The organism is Nostoc sp. MS1 (assembly GCF_019976755.1).
GTDB lineage: Bacteria > Cyanobacteriota > Cyanobacteriia > Cyanobacteriales > Nostocaceae > Trichormus.
In genome coordinates this window covers 1,406,680-1,423,988 of record NZ_AP023441.1, presented here as the reverse complement: position 1 = coordinate 1,423,988, position 17,309 = coordinate 1,406,680, and the positions used below count along the sequence as shown (strand labels likewise).

General features: G+C 41.4%; 16 protein-coding genes. 11 read left to right on the top strand and 5 right to left on the bottom strand.

The window, feature by feature from the left end; genetic code table 11:
• The first annotated feature begins 60 nt into the window (after nucleotides 1-60).
• Nucleotides 61-510 (top strand): hypothetical protein, encoded by a 450-nt coding sequence (locus NSMS1_RS06245; protein WP_224091946.1) that lies wholly within the window; start codon nucleotides 61-63, stop codon nucleotides 508-510.
• 65 nt (nucleotides 511-575) lie between these two features.
• Here the strand turns inward: NSMS1_RS06245 and galE are convergent, their stop codons facing one another.
• Nucleotides 576-1,574 (bottom strand): UDP-glucose 4-epimerase GalE, encoded by a 999-nt coding sequence (gene galE, locus NSMS1_RS06240; RefSeq protein ID WP_224091945.1) that lies wholly within the window; start codon nucleotides 1,572-1,574, stop codon nucleotides 576-578.
• A 381-nt stretch (nucleotides 1,575-1,955) separates the two neighbouring features.
• On the opposite strand from galE, the gene NSMS1_RS06235 reads away from it, so the two are divergent.
• The 3 genes from NSMS1_RS06235 (at nucleotide 1,956) to NSMS1_RS06225 (ending at nucleotide 5,302) form a co-directional block, all read left to right on the top strand.
• Nucleotides 1,956-2,624, top strand: coding sequence for a hypothetical protein (locus tag NSMS1_RS06235; protein WP_224091944.1), 669 nt, complete (start codon nucleotides 1,956-1,958; stop codon nucleotides 2,622-2,624).
• A gap of 195 nt (nucleotides 2,625-2,819) precedes the next feature.
• The gene (locus NSMS1_RS06230; RefSeq protein WP_224091943.1) at nucleotides 2,820-4,571 is read left to right on the top strand and encodes an ABC transporter ATP-binding protein; all 1,752 of its coding nucleotides are present in this window, start codon (nucleotides 2,820-2,822) and stop codon (nucleotides 4,569-4,571) included.
• Between the two features lie 89 nt (nucleotides 4,572-4,660).
• Entirely contained in the window at nucleotides 4,661-5,302 is a 642-nt protein-coding gene (locus NSMS1_RS06225) for a HupE/UreJ family protein (RefSeq protein ID WP_224091942.1), read from the top strand.
• Between the two features lie 110 nt (nucleotides 5,303-5,412).
• Here NSMS1_RS06225 and vapC read toward each other — a convergent pair whose 3' ends face one another.
• From vapC to NSMS1_RS06210, 3 genes are all read right to left on the bottom strand, one after another.
• Nucleotides 5,413-5,814: a type II toxin-antitoxin system tRNA(fMet)-specific endonuclease VapC gene (vapC, locus tag NSMS1_RS06220; protein WP_224091941.1), complete on the bottom strand. Its 402-nt coding sequence runs from the start codon at nucleotides 5,812-5,814 to the stop codon at nucleotides 5,413-5,415.
• The gene (locus NSMS1_RS06215) at nucleotides 5,811-6,041 is read right to left on the bottom strand and encodes a hypothetical protein (protein ID WP_224091940.1); all 231 of its coding nucleotides are present in this window, start codon (nucleotides 6,039-6,041) and stop codon (nucleotides 5,811-5,813) included. The genes vapC and NSMS1_RS06215 overlap by 4 nt, the downstream gene beginning before the upstream one ends.
• Nucleotides 6,042-6,206: 165 nt before the next feature.
• A complete protein-coding gene (locus NSMS1_RS06210) occupies nucleotides 6,207-6,884 on the bottom strand; it encodes a sugar transferase (protein WP_224091939.1) in 678 nt (225 codons plus the stop codon).
• A 522-nt stretch (nucleotides 6,885-7,406) separates the two neighbouring features.
• Between NSMS1_RS06210 and NSMS1_RS06205 the strand changes: the two genes are divergently transcribed.
• The gene (locus tag NSMS1_RS06205) at nucleotides 7,407-7,706 is read left to right on the top strand and encodes a hypothetical protein (RefSeq protein ID WP_224095138.1); all 300 of its coding nucleotides are present in this window, start codon (nucleotides 7,407-7,409) and stop codon (nucleotides 7,704-7,706) included.
• A 25-nt stretch (nucleotides 7,707-7,731) separates the two neighbouring features.
• On the opposite strand, the gene NSMS1_RS06200 is transcribed toward NSMS1_RS06205, so the two are convergent.
• A complete protein-coding gene (locus NSMS1_RS06200) occupies nucleotides 7,732-8,694 on the bottom strand; it encodes a M48 family metallopeptidase (protein ID WP_224095137.1) in 963 nt (320 codons plus the stop codon).
• A 204-nt stretch (nucleotides 8,695-8,898) separates the two neighbouring features.
• Here NSMS1_RS06200 and NSMS1_RS06195 point away from each other — a divergent pair, with 204 nt between their 5' ends.
• The 6 genes from NSMS1_RS06195 to NSMS1_RS06170 all read left to right on the top strand — a co-directional run bounded on the left by NSMS1_RS06195 (nucleotide 8,899) and on the right by NSMS1_RS06170 (nucleotide 17,183).
• Entirely contained in the window at nucleotides 8,899-10,524 is a 1,626-nt protein-coding gene (locus tag NSMS1_RS06195) for a helicase C-terminal domain-containing protein (protein ID WP_224091938.1), read from the top strand.
• A 201-nt stretch (nucleotides 10,525-10,725) separates the two neighbouring features.
• The gene (locus tag NSMS1_RS06190; RefSeq protein ID WP_224091937.1) at nucleotides 10,726-12,912 is read left to right on the top strand and encodes a transglycosylase SLT domain-containing protein; all 2,187 of its coding nucleotides are present in this window, start codon (nucleotides 10,726-10,728) and stop codon (nucleotides 12,910-12,912) included.
• A gap of 106 nt (nucleotides 12,913-13,018) precedes the next feature.
• Nucleotides 13,019-15,409, top strand: a complete 2,391-nt coding sequence (locus NSMS1_RS06185) for a filamentous hemagglutinin N-terminal domain-containing protein (RefSeq protein WP_224091936.1) — start codon at nucleotides 13,019-13,021, stop codon at nucleotides 15,407-15,409.
• Between the two features lie 191 nt (nucleotides 15,410-15,600).
• On the top strand, nucleotides 15,601-15,951 hold the full coding sequence (locus NSMS1_RS06180) for a Rieske (2Fe-2S) protein (RefSeq protein ID WP_224091935.1): 351 nt from the start codon (nucleotides 15,601-15,603) through the stop codon (nucleotides 15,949-15,951).
• A gap of 267 nt (nucleotides 15,952-16,218) precedes the next feature.
• Nucleotides 16,219-16,638, top strand: coding sequence for a GFA family protein (locus NSMS1_RS35440; protein WP_411908668.1), 420 nt, complete (start codon nucleotides 16,219-16,221; stop codon nucleotides 16,636-16,638).
• 137 nt (nucleotides 16,639-16,775) lie between these two features.
• Nucleotides 16,776-17,183 (top strand): nuclear transport factor 2 family protein, encoded by a 408-nt coding sequence (locus NSMS1_RS06170; protein ID WP_224091934.1) that lies wholly within the window; start codon nucleotides 16,776-16,778, stop codon nucleotides 17,181-17,183.
• Nucleotides 17,184-17,309 lie beyond the last annotated feature (126 nt).

Below are 17,309 nucleotides of genomic sequence, written 5' to 3'. Positions count from 1 at the left end.
TGTTTATAAACTGACTTTTGATATTTTCTCTATCTATTAATAGCAAAAGGTTAAAATAATATGACAACAAGTTATCAAATAAAAATTGCTGCTTTGTGGATAGTCTTCTTATTGGGAACGCTATTTCATACTTTATTAGGATTAATGCCAATCTTCCACGGATTGAGTGTAATCGAATCTCAAAAAGCTAATAATATTAACGAAATAGCAGGGATAATGTGGCTGATGTTGGGCTTTTTTGTACTGCCGATGCTGGCAATTATAGGCAGTGTATTCACTGAGGGTAAACGTTATAGAATAGGACATTTTTGGCTAACTATAATCTATAGTGTTTTAAATTTCTTACATCTAGTTTTGGATTTACTGTTGCCTCAAGTAATTTGGTATCAAATTACATTAATGGTATTTTTATTCCTCATCGGCTTGTTATTAAATATGGTCGCTTTTCAATGGATGAAAGCACCATCTAGAAATCATCATTCCTCAGAAAGTTTGACAACTTTCCATTAAAAATTATAAGGGAATAGATAGTAAAGAATAAATTTATCTCCACTGCCTATTCCCCATATCACAATTTATTGATGCCGCTTCTGATGCCACTGCCAAGCATGAGTAACGATATCTTTAATCGCTGGGTATTGGGGTTGCCAGCCGAGAATTTTTCTGGCTTTCTCTCCACTACCGATGAGACTTGGGGGATCTCCGGGACGGCGATCGCTTTCTTCCACGGCTATGGGTAATCCTGTTACTTGTTCGGCAGCTGCGATTACTTCCCTAACTGAGAAGCCTTGACCATTTCCTAAGTTGAAAACTTCGCTATCCCCACCTTTTAATAAATATTCCAGTCCCAAAATATGCGCATCAGCTAAGTCGTTAACGTGAATATAATCTCGAATACAAGTGCCATCGGGTGTAGGGTAATCTGTGCCAAAAATGGAAATAGATTTACGTTTGCCCAAGGCTGTAAGTAAAACCAGGGGAATCAAATGAGTTTCCGGGTTATGATCTTCACCTAACAAACCTTCAGGGTTAGCTCCAGCCGCATTAAAATAACGGAAACGGACTGATTTTAAACCGTAAGCTACATCAAAATCAGATAAAATTCGCTCTACCATTAATTTTGTCGCACCGTAAGGATTAATGGGGTTTTGGGGATGATTTTCAGGGATGGGAACAACCTCTGGCACTCCATAGGTGGCACAAGTGGAAGAAAAGACAAATTTCTTAATTGAAGCCGCTAACATCGCTTCTAATAGTGTTAGTGTGCCTAAAACATTATTGCGGTAGTATTTAGCAGGGTCACTCACGGATTCGCCTACATAAGCATAAGCGGAAAAGTGCATGACTGCATCAAAATGGCGAGACTTAAATAACTCATCTAACAAAGGGCGATCGCCTGTATCACCAACTACGAGTTCTACCTGCAAAACCTTTTCTACTAGATCACGATGTCCATAGACTAAATTATCTAGTATTACCACGTCATAACCTGCTTGCTTGAGAGCCAGTACGGTGTGCGAACCAATATATCCTGCTCCCCCCGTTACTAAAATGCTGGGCTTTCCAGGCGACATAGTTTTTCCTTTTGAGTGACAACTACTCAATTAATTTAGTTTAATGGTGTACCACATTACTAATCTCGAAAATTATAAATATTGAACGCAGTGGGGAAAAATTGCACTAAAATCACTACGACAGTGGTCTTTGGTGTGAGGGTTGAGATATTTTATGTCAAATGCTGCAATTACAAGAAGATTTATGCAAGGGAACCCTTGGCTTTGGCGGGGTGTAAACCCATAAGGAGGTTCATGTGCAAATGTTTTCCACAATAAATTCCTACATCCAAATCCTGGATTTTTCGTTTTTATGCGTAAGTCTTTGAGTATTGACGCTAAAATCAATCCACTTCGCAAGACCTCTAGGCTAACTACAAAAGGAGATTTGAGAGTAAATATATGTTTTTACTGTTAAGCCGGGTACTGCTGTGGCTACTGATTGGGACTATTGTCTATTCCCTGTTTCAGAGAGTTTATCCTTCCAGTACTTTTGTTGGGCGAATAATTTTAGTTATTGTTTTGGTCGTCCTAGCTTTGTCATTCATTAATCCGAATGAACCAGCTGTGCGATCGCTATGGGATTTAGTATCCTTTCCCCTCAAACCTTTAGGGGCATCAATTTTATTACTGATTTTCGCTGCCCAAAGAATTAAAGGTGGTGGCATAGACAAGCCAGGAGGATATCTTGCTGGTTGGGCATTGACAATTCTGTTGTTGTCGAGTATGCCATTCATCAACAAATTGCTAGGAGGAACCTTAGCCACGACATCTGTTTCTGTGCCATCACAAACGCTGGTAGCTTTGCAGCAATCAAGCAGTAATATAACTGATGTTGGGAATAATATCTTATACAGAACAGAACTAGGGCAGACAACAGTAGCTCTCAACCCTTTAAATTCAGAAATTCCCTCCTATCTGTTACAGACTCCTCCTCCCCCTGTACCAAATCGCACAGGTTTAACTCTAAGTGACTTTGTACCCAGCGCGGAAACTCTGCAACAAACAACAAGATTTTGGGAAAATTATCTTAATCAGATTTACTTTTTCTTGCGTGGTCGCCAAGCATAAGGATAAAAATATCCTCCAAAATCTCTAGGGGTTAGGGATGAGAGGCTAGAAAAAGCAGAGGGGCAAAGAAAGGTGCAGAGGCAAATTTGAACTCAGCACTCCCCACTCCACAAGTTTAGGTTTTTAATCTTTCATACTTTCATCGACCCCTATACCCCTTAAACTCCCTACAATTCCCACTTACAGACAACTTTCATGGCACAAACTCGACGAATTGCTAAACTTGCTGCTTATATGCTTCCCCATTGGCGGGAGGCGGCATTAGGCATCCTCGCTTTGTTGTCTGTCAATGGGCTGGGTGTTTATATTCCTTGGCTAATTAAGTCTTGTGTTGACGAACTTTCGAGAAATTTTAGCTGGAACCAAATACTACGTTATGTAATAATTATAATTCTGCTGAGTTCGGCTATGCTACTCATCCGCATGGCTTCGCGGATTTGGCTATTTGGTGTAGGTAGACAAGTAGAATTTGACCTGAAGCAACGTATTTTTGAACATTTACTGACGCTAGAGCCTGCTTATTTTGCCAATAATACCATTGGCGATTTAATTAGTAGAGCTACCAGCGATGTAGATAATGTCAGAAGGTTGTTAGGTTTTGCAGTCTTAAGTTTAGCAAATACTCTATTTGCCTATGTTTTAACTCTGCCAGTCATGCTGACCATTAGTGTGGATTTAACACTGGCATCTTTGGCTATTTATCCGTTCATGTTTGTATTCGTAAATTTATTTAGTAATCGTTTAAAACAACAACAAGGGGTAGTACAAGAACAACTTTCTCATATTAGTGAACTAATTCAAGAAGATATTAGTGGTATTGCTTTAATTAAAATTTATGCCCAAGAAGAAAACGAGCGTCGTGCTTTCGGCGTGCAGAATCAACAGTTACTAACAGCTAATTTGGAACTGGCTAAAACTCGGAATATTTTGTTTCCTCTAATTGGGGGTTTAGCTAGTTTAAGTTCACTAATAGTTATCTGGTTGGGAACATCACGAATTGCGGCGGGAACCTTGGCTGTTGGCGACTTCTTGGCACTTTTATTATATATAGAACGTTTAGTTTTCCCTACGGCGCTTTTGGGCTTTACGATTTCCACTTACCAACGTGGTGAGGTAAGTATAGACCGTTTAGAATCTATTTTGAGTGTAGAAGCTAAGATTCAAGATACTGATGAAACTATCAATTTATCCTTAACAGACGTAATAGGTCAATTAACAGCGAAAAATCTGACTTATACTTATCCTGGGGCTGAAAATCCAGCTTTGAACAAGGTGAACTTTACCATTAACCCAGGTGAAACTGTGGCTATTGTCGGTGCTATTGGTTCTGGTAAATCGACTTTAGCTAATGCCTTACCTAGATTATTGGAAATTGAGCCAGGACAGTTATTCTTAGACGGGGTGGATATTACTAAGATAACTTTAGCCGATCTACGTAATGCGATCGCCTACGTCCCTCAAGATAGTTTTCTATTTAGTACCACCATTAAAAATAATATCCGCTACGGCGAGCCAGCAAGCCAACAGGAACAAGTAGAGCATGTGGCTAAATTGGCGCAAATTCACCCAGAAATTATTAATTTTCCTCAACAATATGAAACAATCGTTGGTGAACGTGGTATCACCCTCTCTGGCGGTCAAAGGCAGCGTAGCGCATTAGCTAGAGCAATGTTAGTCAATGCCTCAGTTTTAATTTTAGATGATGCCCTCTCTAGTGTAGATAATCAAACAGCTACCCAAATCCTCAATAATCTTTCTCGTGGTACAGAACGTAAAACAGTAGTCTTTATCACGCATCAACTTTCGGCTGCGGCTGCGGCTGACCGAATTTTTGTTATGGATAAGGGCAAAATTGTACAGATGGGTAATCACTTGGAACTGGTACAAAAAGAAGGTCTTTATAGAAAGTTGTGGAGTCAGCACCAAGTAGAAGAATTACTACGTTAATATTTTTCAACTAGGTATTTACTTGCACTGTTAGTTTGCCTAATTACGAGGGAAGTATAAATTACCTCAAAAACTCATGGTGCATAATAATGTTAACTATTTCCAAGCCTGCTGCTGTCGGGAAGTTACAGCATCGTCATTTGGGAGCGATCGCAACTCTTATACTCATTAGTCTGTTTAGCTCTTGGAGTGGATTATCGCTCCAGCATACTATCTCTAATGTCTGGGATGGTTTTTTATGGGGAATTGCTGACCCAATACTTCACCTGAATAGTTTGGTTAGTATTTTAAGTATTGGTTTCTTCTCTGCTGGCTTTGTACAAGCTGGCATTATCACTAACACTTTTTTATTAGCATCAGTCTTAGGCTCATTTAGCCATTTATTACAGTTTAATTTACCAAGTGCAGAGATAGCCATCGCGCTTTTTAGCGTCAGTTTTGGTGCTATGTTAATGACACCCAACCGCTCAATGTGGTTGGTTCTGGTTATTTTAGGTGCGTTGGCGCAGCCCGCCGTAGGCATCGCTGGTTTCTTTCAAGGCAACGTTATCAATCAAACAATAACTGGGACTGATACAATATCTCTAATTGCCTATATATTAGGCATGGTTTTAACTCAGTACACAGTCGCTACTAGCGCCAGAAAGCTCAACTTTCACACTTTACCTCAAATTGCTCGTCTTTTAGGCTTCGTGCTAGTTAGTATCGGTATCGTCTTTTTAGCCACTTAATCTTGATTTTTTCATAACCAATATCATAAATTGCGATCGCTCACTACCCGTTTTAGGTAAAAAGATCGCATTTTTTGTTTGTGCGACTGCATTTGTGATTTTAGCGATCGCTATATCTCCCAGTCTTCAATCAACAAGTTATTAATACGTTGAAATTCTCTAGTGTTATGTGTGATTAGGGTTAAGTTATTTGTTAGTGCAATCGCGGCAATTTGTAAGTCATACGCTCCAATTGGAGTACCTAATGCTTCTAGTTGCGCGCGAATCGTGCCAAATGTCGTCGCGGCTAAATCGTCAAAGGGTAAGGATATAAATTGGGATAAAAATTGTTGTTGTAAAATAAGATTCCGTTGTGGATTGATACTTTTCATAGAACCATAAAATAGTTCAGCTTTGACGATTGAGCAAACAGCAATATCTTTAGTAATAGTGGATTCGAGTTTTTGTTTTAAAGCGAAATTTTTACCCCGCATATAGATAATGCAGGTATTAGTATCAAGGAGGAATTTCACTGGATTGGTTCTCGTTCTGCTTGTTGTCCTTGGGGATGGCGAAAGAATGACTCATCTTGAATACATCCGTAGAAATGAGGCTGCGGATATTCTGGGATTTTGCTTGTTTGCACAGACTGAGTGTTGTTATTATGTGTAGTCAGACTTTGTACTAAAAGTTGGATAATGTAAAGTTTATCGTCTGGTGAAAGCTGAAGTAGTTGTTGTTCGAGTTCTGGGACAACCATGACCGTGCTGAGGTAGAGGATAATTTGATTGTACTTAATTTGTTATTGCTACTCTCTAAAACAACACCCACCCTGTTTCAGCGTTTACCAAAATAGGGTGGGGTTTTGTTATTTTACTTATACATTATGTAGAGTTAAGGCATAAAGATATACGCCCTTACTGACTTAAAATGCTCCGACTCTGCCAAGAATAACGTAAATTGTTTTACAAATTAATTGCAAATCGTATAACGGATGCCAATTTTTTTGATATTGCAAATCTAAATCTACTATTTTTTCAAAATCTTTTACGTGAGAACGACCGTTAACTTGCCACTCACCTGTTAAACCAGGTTTAACATTTAAACGTTGCCAGTGGCGTTGATTGTATTTGGCTACTTCATCAGCAGTGGGTGGACGGGTTCCGACTAAACTCATGTCACCCATAAAGACGTTCCAGAACTGGGGTAGTTCATCTAAGCTGGTACTACGTAAGAAACGACCCACTCTGGTTACACGGAAATCATTTTTATTTTTAAAGATAAGTCCGTCTGCTTCGTTATCTACTAAGTTTTTCAGTTTCTCCGCATCATTCACCATTGAGCGAAACTTCCAAATGTAGAAGGGACGACCCCGCAGACCATAACGTTCTTGAGAGAAGAAAATTGGCCCTGGACTATCAAGCTTAATGGCGATCGCAATTGGTACGAAAGCGATCGCTAAAATCAACAACCCTATCAAGCTACCTAGAATATCCAAACTGCGTTTGAATTTGGATTGTGCGGAAGGATGAGGCATAAGTGCCAACTCCCAATTCTGATAACTTGTACCTTGCAAGACTGTGCCTAATTTTGTTGGATACATGGTACATCTTCTAGCCGACTGCCGAACAACAAGGGTAAAAACACTGAGTTTCACTCAAAATATAAACTCATCTTCATAAAAAACTTCGCTTTTTACGGTATATTTACGTAATCTTCATCAATACAATGGGGATCATAAAGATTTATAAACTTAAAATAAAGAGAAGTAAATATTTCGTGGGGGGGATGAGAAACTAACAACAATATGCAGCCCACAAAGCTATTTAACAATGGTGATATAAAAACACTCAACACCATCTAATTAAAGCTCAGGACTAGAAAGAAATAAGTTTTTTATAGTTTGATGCAGATGACAAATTGCGAATTAAATTACCTAAAATACCGTAACTATTATTGAAGTTGTCAAAAAGCCTCTAGCGAATGATAGAAGTAATCAGCAACAAAATCATCAATAGTTATAAATACATCTTTTAGATAAAGCTTAATTTCCTGAATTAAATTACTGGGATTATTTACATCAAGAGATTCTGCAATGTTTTCTTATAATCAGGGTGGTCAAGGAATGATTGCATCTGGGGTCGAAGGAAAAATTAGTCGATTAGAATCTATTGTTGAGCAAATTGGAGAGGCGGTATTATCTACCACTGAAGCGATAGAAAGACTTGCCGAAAGAGTGGAAAACATCAGCGACCAAGTTGAAGCGCAAGGCAAGCAATTACAGCAACAAGGATACCAAATTTTTGCTTTGTGTGATGCAGTACAAAGCCTTGCTGAAACTCAAAATGCTTCATTACAAAAACTCACACAGTTAACACAAACTTTAGATAGGCTTACTTCCTTAATTGAAGGAGTAGACGAATAAATTTGCATAACTCCAGATTTGTACCCTATTCCCCATTTTTCATTTGATTAATTTTTTGTTGTAATTCTTCAATTTGACGGCGTAGTTTTTCGGCTTCGGAGTCTGGCGTAGCTGCTGGCACATCTACAGAACCAGCTTCAGGCGATCGCTGATAATTACCTTGGCGGATTTGTTGATATTCTGCCGATACTGACCACTGTTTTATGTACTGCACTCTTTCCACCGGGAAAGGATGGCTTAACATTGTCCCTTGAGCGCCGTTGTACATTAAGAATTTATACACTTGATTGAGTCCATCTTGGTCTAAGGCTTGGTAATTTTCCGACTGCTTGATAAATTCCGGCAAACTGCATTCATGGGCGTATTTGTTGCTACCGCCAGAAACCTTCATCATGGATGATAGAACCGTATTGAGGTCATCTACTACTAACAAGGCGGCTCTGTCTGCCGTTAACTCAGCCTTGCGCCGCCATTCAAAAAAAGCGTAAATTAAGGCTCCAGAGACAAAATTGCCAATGCCAAAGGTTAATTCTCCCAAAGCCGAAGCAGTACTCATCGCCCACATCGCCATTTGAATTAGAATAGTATGACCACATTTAATATGCCCCAATTCATGGGCTAACACCGCCCGAATTTCGGATTCGTTGAGTAAGTCTAGTATCCCTGTATCTATGACTATGTAAGCATTCTCTTGACCTAATGCGTAACTATTTGCCTGGGGATTTTGTGTAACAAAAAGTGAAGGCTCTGGATAAATATCCAAATCCCGCACACACTCTCGAAATATCTGGTAAATAGTGGAATATTGCCGTGGCCCGACTTGGATGGTGTTACCCATTAGATAAACTAACTGAGGGCGTTCGTACACAAATTCCACAAATTTACGAGCAACTAAATCAAATCCTGGTAAATTCCGTAAAGCTTGCTCGGCTTGACGATCTAAGGGATGCCTAAAGGCTTCGCTGGAGATACCTGTGTAAGTTGGCATAATTGAGGGTGATAGATAATTAGTCAATAGTCCATAGTCAATAGTCCATAGTTTAAGGTCAAAAATCTATAATTCTTAATTCGTCAAAATACGAGCAAGTAATTATTGACTGTTGACTGTTGACTGTTGACTATTAACTTCTGACAACATAATAGAAATGGGGCTATTGGCAATTCAAGTCATTTTGTATGGGATGGAAAGCGTGTGATTGAGGCAGAAGTTCATTTGTCATTACATAACTTTTTGCGATCGCAGGCGGGTTTCCCTTCCTGGCCCCATCATTTAACGATGGCACGGTTGGTAGCACGCGCCTTGCGTCTAGGACGTAGCGCCTTAATTCAAGTGGGGGCTGTTTGTGGCTATCAAGGACGGTATCGCACTAGCTTTGTTGCCTCCGCTTTGATGTGGCATGGCCCTGTAATTATTGTGGCTACCCAAACAGTCCAACAACTACTGCTGCGAGTGGAAATTCCTCGTTTACAGCAATGGTTACAAGTTAACAAATCAATCAGAACAGGTGACGTTTGGCCTAGTCCTGAGTTCCAAGGAATACTTCTCACCTCCCCACAAGCATGGTTACGAGGACAGCTAACATCTGCTGAGAGTTTTCCCCCAGGCATACCCACAATTATTGATGGGGTAGATGATTTAGAAGATTGGGCGCGTCATCAGCTTACTCAAAATATACAACCCCAAGATTGGGAGCAACTTATTCTCGCTTGTCCTCAACAAGCCGAAGCAATTCGCGCAGCCAGGATTCAACTCACCAGCGAATTATACAAGCACCCCGCTAATCCCTATGAATGCTATTTAATTTCCGAATCAGAAATCGATATTTTAAAGCAACTGCAAACAACTTTAGCATCAGTATCAGGCGTACCAGAAGTTTGGCAGAAATTCTGGCAGCAACTACCCACCAATCAAACTCCCTCCCCCACCCTGCGGGTGAATCCTGCGGATACGCTGCGCGAGCGCGGTAGCGTCTCTGAAAGAGAAGCTAGAGCTACATCTCCCCCACCCCTCCTCTGGGCAACTATCGCCCGTCGCCAAGGTTTATTTTCTCTGCACTATGCACCAATCGAATTAGCTGAAATTCTCGCCCCTATATGGCAACGACAGCCAGTAGTTTTAATTGGCAGTGCTTTAGAGCCAGAAACCGAGGCTCCCTTATTTCGTCAGCGTTTGGGCTTAGATGATTTAACCTGCCTAAAATTTGCTTCCGATAGCCAATCAGAGGCGATTCAACTATACATACCCTACCAGTTGCCTCTGCCTAATACGCCAGAGTTTCAACCAGCCTTTATTCATAAGGTGCGGACTTTAGTTTGTCTGAGTGCTACAGCACCAGGACTAACAGTTTTACTTGTGGGAGATGTGCCATTAAAGGCGCAAGTAGGAGCAATTCTGGCTTCTGAGTTTGGTTCGCGGGTGCAGGTGGAGAAAACTTGTTTAGATGACAATGGCATTTTAGTGAGCGGCTGGGAGTTTTGGCGAGAACACCAAGCCGTCTTACCCGCGCCGCAATTGTTAGTAATTGCCACTTTACCCTTACCATCTTTAGAAGACCCTCTGGTAGCGGGTAGAGTAGCTCACTATAAGCGATCGCATCAAGACTGGTTTCGTCTATTCTTACTCCCAACCGCCTTGAACGAACTGCAACGAGCAGTCGCCCCTGTACGCGAAAATCAAGGTATTGTCGCCCTACTCGACAGCCGTGTAGTTAACCGCAGCTACGGCTCCCAAATCCTCAACTCTCTCAGCCCCCTCGCCCGTCTCAACTATCTCGATCCCAGTGTGTTTGCGCCCAGTGGGGAAGAAAATTCAGCCTAGCGCGTGGGTGGGAGTGGGGAGTGGGGGGAGATGAGGGAGAGGGGGAAGTGGGGGAAGTTAAGGAAAGCAGGGGAGCAGAGGAGAAAAAACAACTGTCAACTGTCAACTGTCAACTGACAACTGACTATTGGGGTGATTACATTCACAATAACTAATGCTAGAGTTGCAAAAAAATTCATCTGCGCTGTTTGGCGAGTATCCATGCTGAAGAAATTACAAAAAAAGCAAATTCCCATAATTGCAGGTGCGGCGCTGTTTGCCTTTTCAGCAGGGGCGATGGTGTCAGCACCGCAAATTGGTCAGTATTTTGGGCAGTGGCTTAATTTAAAGGATCAGCCAGAACAGTTATTAGGGGAAAATAAAGTTAAATCAGATGTGTTTCCCCTGATATCACAATCCCCAGCAGAACGAGCAGCTAAACTACAAGAAATTGCGCAAAATGGGCGATCGCCAGACAAAGAAAGAGCGCGATATCTATTAGCTAGTGATTATATTGACACCAAGCAAGGTCAAAAGGCACTAGAATTACTTACTGGTTTAGAGAAAAATTATCCGGCTATTGCACCTTATATCTTACTGAAACAAGCACAAGCCGAGGATTTACTGGGTGAAGATGGCAAAGCTTCTGACCTCAGACGAAAGGTAGTAAAAGAATATCCCAAAGAAGCTGCGACGGTAAAAGCTATATATCTGATTGCCCAACCCAAGCTACAGGATACAGCGATCGCGCAATTTCCCTCCCATCCCCTCACATGGGAAATTATCCAGAAGCGTTTGTCAGAAAATCCTAATCAGCCGCAGTTACAATTAATCTTGGCGCAACATGCCTATACTCAGCCTGGGATAGTAGGTGTGTTAGACCAGCTAGTCCAACAACCCAACCTCAAACCTCAAGATTGGGAAATTATTGGGACAGCCTACTGGGAAAACAATCAATTCCTCAAAGCGGCGAATGCTTACCTCAAAGCGCCCAAAACAGCGCGTAATCTCTATCGGACTGCACGGGGGTTACAGGTAGGCGGTAAAAATAGAGAACAAGCCATCTCCACTTATAATCAGTTAGTACAACAATTTCCGACTGCGGAAGAAACGGGTACAGGCTTATTACGCTTGGCGGAAATGGCCAGAACCAGCAAAGATGCCATACCCTATCTCAACCAAGTAATTGCTAAATTTCCACAACAAGCAAGTCAGGCGTTGGCAAAACAAGCCGAGATTCTCTCAGCCCTCAATGATCAAAAAGCATCTCAACAAACTTGGCAACAACTCATCACTAAGTATCCTAAGTCTAATGAAGCCGCAGAGTATCGCTGGAAAGTCGCATTAGAGAAAGCCAAAGCTAGAGATTATGTTAACGCTTGGAAGTGGGCGCAACCGATTGTCATCAACAACCCTAGCAGTATTTTGGCTCCCAGAGCAGGTTTTTGGATGGGTAAATGGGCAACTGCTTTAGGAAAAGAACAAGAAGCTAAACAGGCTTATGAGTACGTTCTTAGCCAGTTTCCTTACTCTTACTATGCTTGGCGATCGGCTAACCAGTTAGGATTGAATGTGGGAAATTTTGATAATGTCCGTCAACTTAACCCAGAAGTAGTTCCTTACCAGCGTCCTGTACCTCCAGCCGGCTCAAAAACTTTTCAAGAATTGTATTTACTTGGACAAGATCGTGATGCTTGGTTGCAATGGGAAGCAGAATATCTCAACAAGCAAAAACCAACTGTAGCCGAACAATTCACTGAAGGGCTGATGCGGTTAGCTAGGGGAGAATATCTTTCAGGAATTAACCTGATTTCCAAATTAGAAGATAGGGAAACACCAGAGGAAAAAGCTGAGTATCAAGCATTGAGTCAGCAAATTACCTACTGGCAAGCACGTTACCCGTTTCCTTACCTCAAAGAGATTGAAAAATGGTCATCTGAGAGAAAACTTAATCCTCTGTTAGTAACTGCCTTGATGCGGCAAGAATCGCGGTTTGAAGCGAAAATTAAATCTGTTGCTGGCGCTACAGGCTTAATGCAGGTGATGCCAGATACAGGAAAATGGATAGCTGACAAAATCAAAGTCGATAGCAAAACCTTAGATTTAGAAAACCCTAACGATAACATCATGCTGGGAACATGGTATTTAGACCATACTCATGAACAGTATGGCAATAATTCCATGTTAGCGATCGCCAGTTACAATGCTGGCCCCGGTAACGTCGCCACATGGTTACAAACTCTACCCAAGCAAGACCCAGATGAGTTTGTTGAAACCATCCCTTTTACTGAAACTAGAGACTACGTGCGTCAAGTATTTGGTAACTACTGGAATTATTTAAGGTTATATAACCCTGAGATTTCCAATATCGTAGGTAAGTATTCTACAGAACACCCAAAATTGCCATAGAAATGGGGGTGTAGAGGAGCTACAAGAGGTCTCATGCTTTGTTTTTATCGTTATTCTTTGAGTACGATTAAACATAGCTTTTAACTCTACTCCCCCATCTACTGCAATGACTCAAAACGGCAAAGGTAGTTCATCGCTCTTGAACTTAGCAATTTCCCCAACATCTTTTGGTGTTATAGTCGTAAGTATCACTTCTTTGATGGCACAATCTGCCTTTGCCCAAAGTGTCATTATTCCTGACCAAACTTTAGGTAGTGAACAGTCGCAAGTAACTCAGAACTACAACAATAATCCTACCGAAGCGATCGCCAAAGGAGCAGTTCGGGGTAGTAATCTATTCCACAGTTTCCAAGAATTTAACGTTAGTGAAGGACGTTCGGCGCTGTTTATAGCTCCCAATAGTAGTATTGAGAACATCCTAGTTAGAGTTACAGGTAACAACCGCTCGGATATTTTCGGGAAACTGGAGACTCAGGGTGCAAATGCCAATTTATTTCTCATTAACCCCAATGGCATCTTTTTCGGGCCGAATGCTTCACTGAATATAGGTGGTTCCTTTGTGGCGAGTACAGCCAGTGGGATTCAATTTAGCGATCGCACTATTTTTAGCACCACTTCCACCCAACCATTACTAACCATGAGTATACCTACAGGGCTGCAATTGGGCAGAACTGGAGGCGAGATCAATGTGCAAGGAACTTTAGCAGTTCCCACGGGTAAAACCTTGGCTCTGGTGGGTGGCAATATTACCCTAGATGGTATTAATGAAAGCTATATCAGACGTAGAACTCTCTACGCCCAAAGCGGTCAAATTGCCTTGGGAGGAATACTAAAAGAAGGTACAGTAGGACTAAATTTGCAAGGTAATAATATTGACAATCAAATTTTAAGTTTTCCTAGTAATGTCGCCCTTGCTAATATTTCCCTCAACAATCAAGCACGAGTAGATGTTAGTGGTGAGGGTGGTGGTTACATTGAGATTAAGGGTAGACAAATTGGATTAAACCGTGCATCAATAGTAGTCTCAGACACAGAAGGCAATCAAAACAGTCGGGGAATTTTTATCCAAGGAGAACAGTTAACGTTGAAAGATGGCTCCCAAGCCGCAGCATCTGTTAGTAAAGCTGAGGCTACAGGTAATGGAGGCAACGTTACAGTCAAGGTAACTGATTCGATACAAGTAATAGGGATAGTACCGAATGGTTTAGAAATCCCTGGAAATCCTAGTGGATTATTTGCCTTAACTTTCGGCAAAGGTGCTGGAGGAAACATAAATATTGCCACAGGTAAATTAATTGTTGCGGATGGGGGCAATGTAACGGCTAGTACTAGAGGAACTGCTCCTGGTAGTGGTGCTGGTGGAACAGTAAATATAACCGCATCAGATTTTATTCAACTGATTGGCAATACCAAAAATGATCTAGAACGCCCTAGTGGGATATTTTCTCAAACCAATGGAACAGGAAATGCTGGTTCTTTAACTATTGATACTCCGGTTTTATTGATTCAAGATGGAGCAGCCATCTCAGCCGGAACTCAGCCAAATAGTCAGGGTAATGGGGGAAATTTAACCATCAAAGCCAGCAATTTCATAGAAATAAGTGGCAATTCACCAATTGGCAAATTTCCTAGTGGTTTATTTGTGCGTAGTCGTGGCAGTGGCAATGCAGGTTCTATAATCGTTACCACAGGCAAGTTAACAATGCGCGATCGCGGTCTATTCACAGTAGGAGCTTTGGGAACAGGAAACGCTGGCAAAATAGAAATTAATGCTCAGGAAATTAACCTTGATGGCGGCGCAAATATAACGGCTACAACTAACTCAGGTAATGGTGGTGATATTAATTTACAAATAGATCATCAATTACTATTACGCCATAATAGCTTTATCTCTACAACAGCAGGCACTACAGGCGGTAGTGGTAATGGCGGCAATATAAATATTAATATTCCTAATGGTTTTATTATTGCTGCTCCCGGTGAAAATAATGATATCAAAGCTAATGCTTTTGAGGGTAAAGGCGGCAACGTTAACATCAATGCTTTTAGCATTTTTGGTATAGAGTTTCGAGAAAAAGAAAGTTCCCTCACCAACGACATCACCGCCAGTTCTGAGTTTGGGCTAAACGGTACAGTCGAAATCAAGACTCCAGAAGTCCAACCCAACCAAAGATTAACTAATTTACCAACCCAACCTGTAGAGACTAGAGTAGCTCAAGTCTGTCAAGGACTGGCTGGACGTAGGCGCGACAGTTTTACTATTACCGGACGAGGTGGTTTACCAAACAGTCCAAATGAAGTTATATACCCTGATACTGTCTTCGCCGATTGGATTTCCATAAATAATGTCGGGACAATACCAAATACAACCATCAACGCCATATCTACCCCAACCCCAAATAAGATAGTAGAAGCTACAGCATGGGCAGTAAATCCACACGGCGAAGTTATTCTAACTGCTAGTGTACCTGTCACCACGCCTTATAGTTGTCATTAGTCCATAGTCAACAGCCCATAATCCAAAATTATTCTCTCCTGCTGCTGTTCCCTTCCTGGGAGGGTTTAGGGGTGGGTTTCTCCCTTGTCTCCCCCATCTTCCCCCTCTCCCTCATCTCCCAAATTCTCCACATACGCTCACAAAATTGTAAGATGATGTATTTTATCAGCCGATTAAGAAGTGAGGTCTAAATGAACTGGATTAAAGTTATTGCCCAAGATGAATTACCAGAGAATGGGCGTAAAGTGGTGAAGGTGGAACAACGTAACATTCTGCTTCTCAAGCATAACAACAAAGTTTTTGCCATCGAAAATTCTTGTCCTCACTTGAAATTACCTTTACAGAAAGGCAAAATCACCAATGATGGAGCGATCGTGTGTCCGTTTCATCGGAGTGCATTTGATTTGGCTACAGGTAATCCTACTACTTGGACTCCCTTCCCTCCTGGTATTGGCAAAGTGATGGGGATGATTTCTAAAGAAAAGGGATTGTCTGTATTTCCTACCCGTATAGAAGAAGGGAGTATCTGGGTAGAAGTGTAAATCAAAATAACTCAATATTAGGGATTGAGGATAAACTATGACAATTAACTGAGGCACAATAGAACCAAAGACGCTATCAACGTAAAATGACTGCTCAATTAATGGTTCAAACCTCATCCTTAATATCTTCTGGTATCAAGATGAGCGACTTCGGTGACATTTATCTGTTTAAGTTTACCGATGAGTTCATCACTGAGAGTTGTTGGTAGCGAAAGGTTCTTATTCAGTGGCACATGTTGGGTATGCGGAAGTTGAACAAGGAGATAGATGAACAACTCTAGCATTCGGGGTAGTTGCCTTTGTGGAACAGTGAACTTTGAAGTGAACCCGCCGTTCCAAAAAATGGTTCATTGCCACTGCTCACGGTGTCGCAAAGGCACGGGTACAGGCCATGCCACAAATCTAACCGTTGAACCCAGCCAGTTCCGATGGCTTTGCGGAGAGGAACTCGTCACACGTTATGACCTTCCCACGGCAAAGAGCTTCGGCAAATGGTTTTGCAGGCATTGCGGGTGTCCGGTTCCACGACTAACGCGCAACGGCAAGATCATGGTTATTCCAGCAGGCTCGTTGGATACAGCACCGCCTATCACTCCTACGGATCATATCTTTTGGGCATCCAGAGCAGCGTGGGGCTGTGCTAGCGGAGGGCTTCCAACTCATACAGAGTATCCAGAATCATGGTAGAGCAAGAATCTGCCTAACAAAGTGTTCTAGCCTATGTCTGTAGTGAGTAAAAATCACCCATTGATATTTAGGACAGCAAGTATTGTTAAGTTGATGACATACTGAAACAACTTTGTAGTTTATGAATACGAGTAGCTATGACTACCGAAAATCATCAAATTCTAGAAATTACGAAAAATTATCTCAAAGATATTGCAGAAGGTAAAACAGGGGATGAACTTGCTATTTATTATTCTGAGTCAGTCAAGCAAATAGAATACCCTAATCACCTATTTCCTGAAGGAGCAATAAGAAATCTAAACGATTTAAAGGAAGCTTCTCTAAGAGGTAAATCAGTTCTGATAAGTCAGAATTATGACATTCAAAAGTCTTATGTTGCTGGTAACACAGTAATTTTAGAAACAATATGGACAGCAGAAATTGCTGTTCCAATCGGGCAAACTCCTGCCGGAGGAAAGATGAAAGCTTATTTTGCACAGTTTATCGAATTTGAGGATGGCAAGATAATCTGTCAAAGAACCTATGACTGTTTTGAACCGTTCTAAACCCAGAATTTATTTCATCAAGACTTTTAACAAGTAGGTTATCGGCATCTTACGAAAACAAACTATTCATTCATTTGAGGGGGAGGCGTGCAGAGACAAAAAATACCAGCCTCTGCATCCCTTTCG

Bases quoted from the DNA above. Each gene is read 5' to 3' on its own strand.
- NSMS1_RS06170 (WP_224091934.1), top strand. From the start codon at position 16,776: ATGACTACCGAAAATCATCAAATTCTAGAAATTACGAAAAATTATCTC.
- NSMS1_RS06215 (WP_224091940.1), bottom strand. From the start codon at position 6,041: ATGGTTGTCCCAGAACTCGAACAACAACTACTTCAGCTTTCACCAGAC.
- NSMS1_RS06245 (WP_224091946.1), top strand. From the start codon at position 61: ATGACAACAAGTTATCAAATAAAAATTGCTGCTTTGTGGATAGTCTTC.
- NSMS1_RS06235 (WP_224091944.1), top strand. From the start codon at position 1,956: ATGTTTTTACTGTTAAGCCGGGTACTGCTGTGGCTACTGATTGGGACT.
- galE (WP_224091945.1), bottom strand. From the start codon at position 1,574: ATGTCGCCTGGAAAGCCCAGCATTTTAGTAACGGGGGGAGCAGGATAT.
- NSMS1_RS06205 (WP_224095138.1), top strand. From the start codon at position 7,407: ATGATTGCATCTGGGGTCGAAGGAAAAATTAGTCGATTAGAATCTATT.
- NSMS1_RS06225 (WP_224091942.1), top strand. From the start codon at position 4,661: ATGTTAACTATTTCCAAGCCTGCTGCTGTCGGGAAGTTACAGCATCGT.
- NSMS1_RS06210 (WP_224091939.1), bottom strand. From the start codon at position 6,884: ATGTATCCAACAAAATTAGGCACAGTCTTGCAAGGTACAAGTTATCAG.
- NSMS1_RS06180 (WP_224091935.1), top strand. From the start codon at position 15,601: ATGAACTGGATTAAAGTTATTGCCCAAGATGAATTACCAGAGAATGGG.
- NSMS1_RS06200 (WP_224095137.1), bottom strand. From the start codon at position 8,694: ATGCCAACTTACACAGGTATCTCCAGCGAAGCCTTTAGGCATCCCTTA.
- NSMS1_RS06185 (WP_224091936.1), top strand. From the start codon at position 13,019: ATGACTCAAAACGGCAAAGGTAGTTCATCGCTCTTGAACTTAGCAATT.
- NSMS1_RS06230 (WP_224091943.1), top strand. From the start codon at position 2,820: ATGGCACAAACTCGACGAATTGCTAAACTTGCTGCTTATATGCTTCCC.
- NSMS1_RS06190 (WP_224091937.1), top strand. From the start codon at position 10,726: ATGCTGAAGAAATTACAAAAAAAGCAAATTCCCATAATTGCAGGTGCG.
- NSMS1_RS35440 (WP_411908668.1), top strand. From the start codon at position 16,219: ATGAACAACTCTAGCATTCGGGGTAGTTGCCTTTGTGGAACAGTGAAC.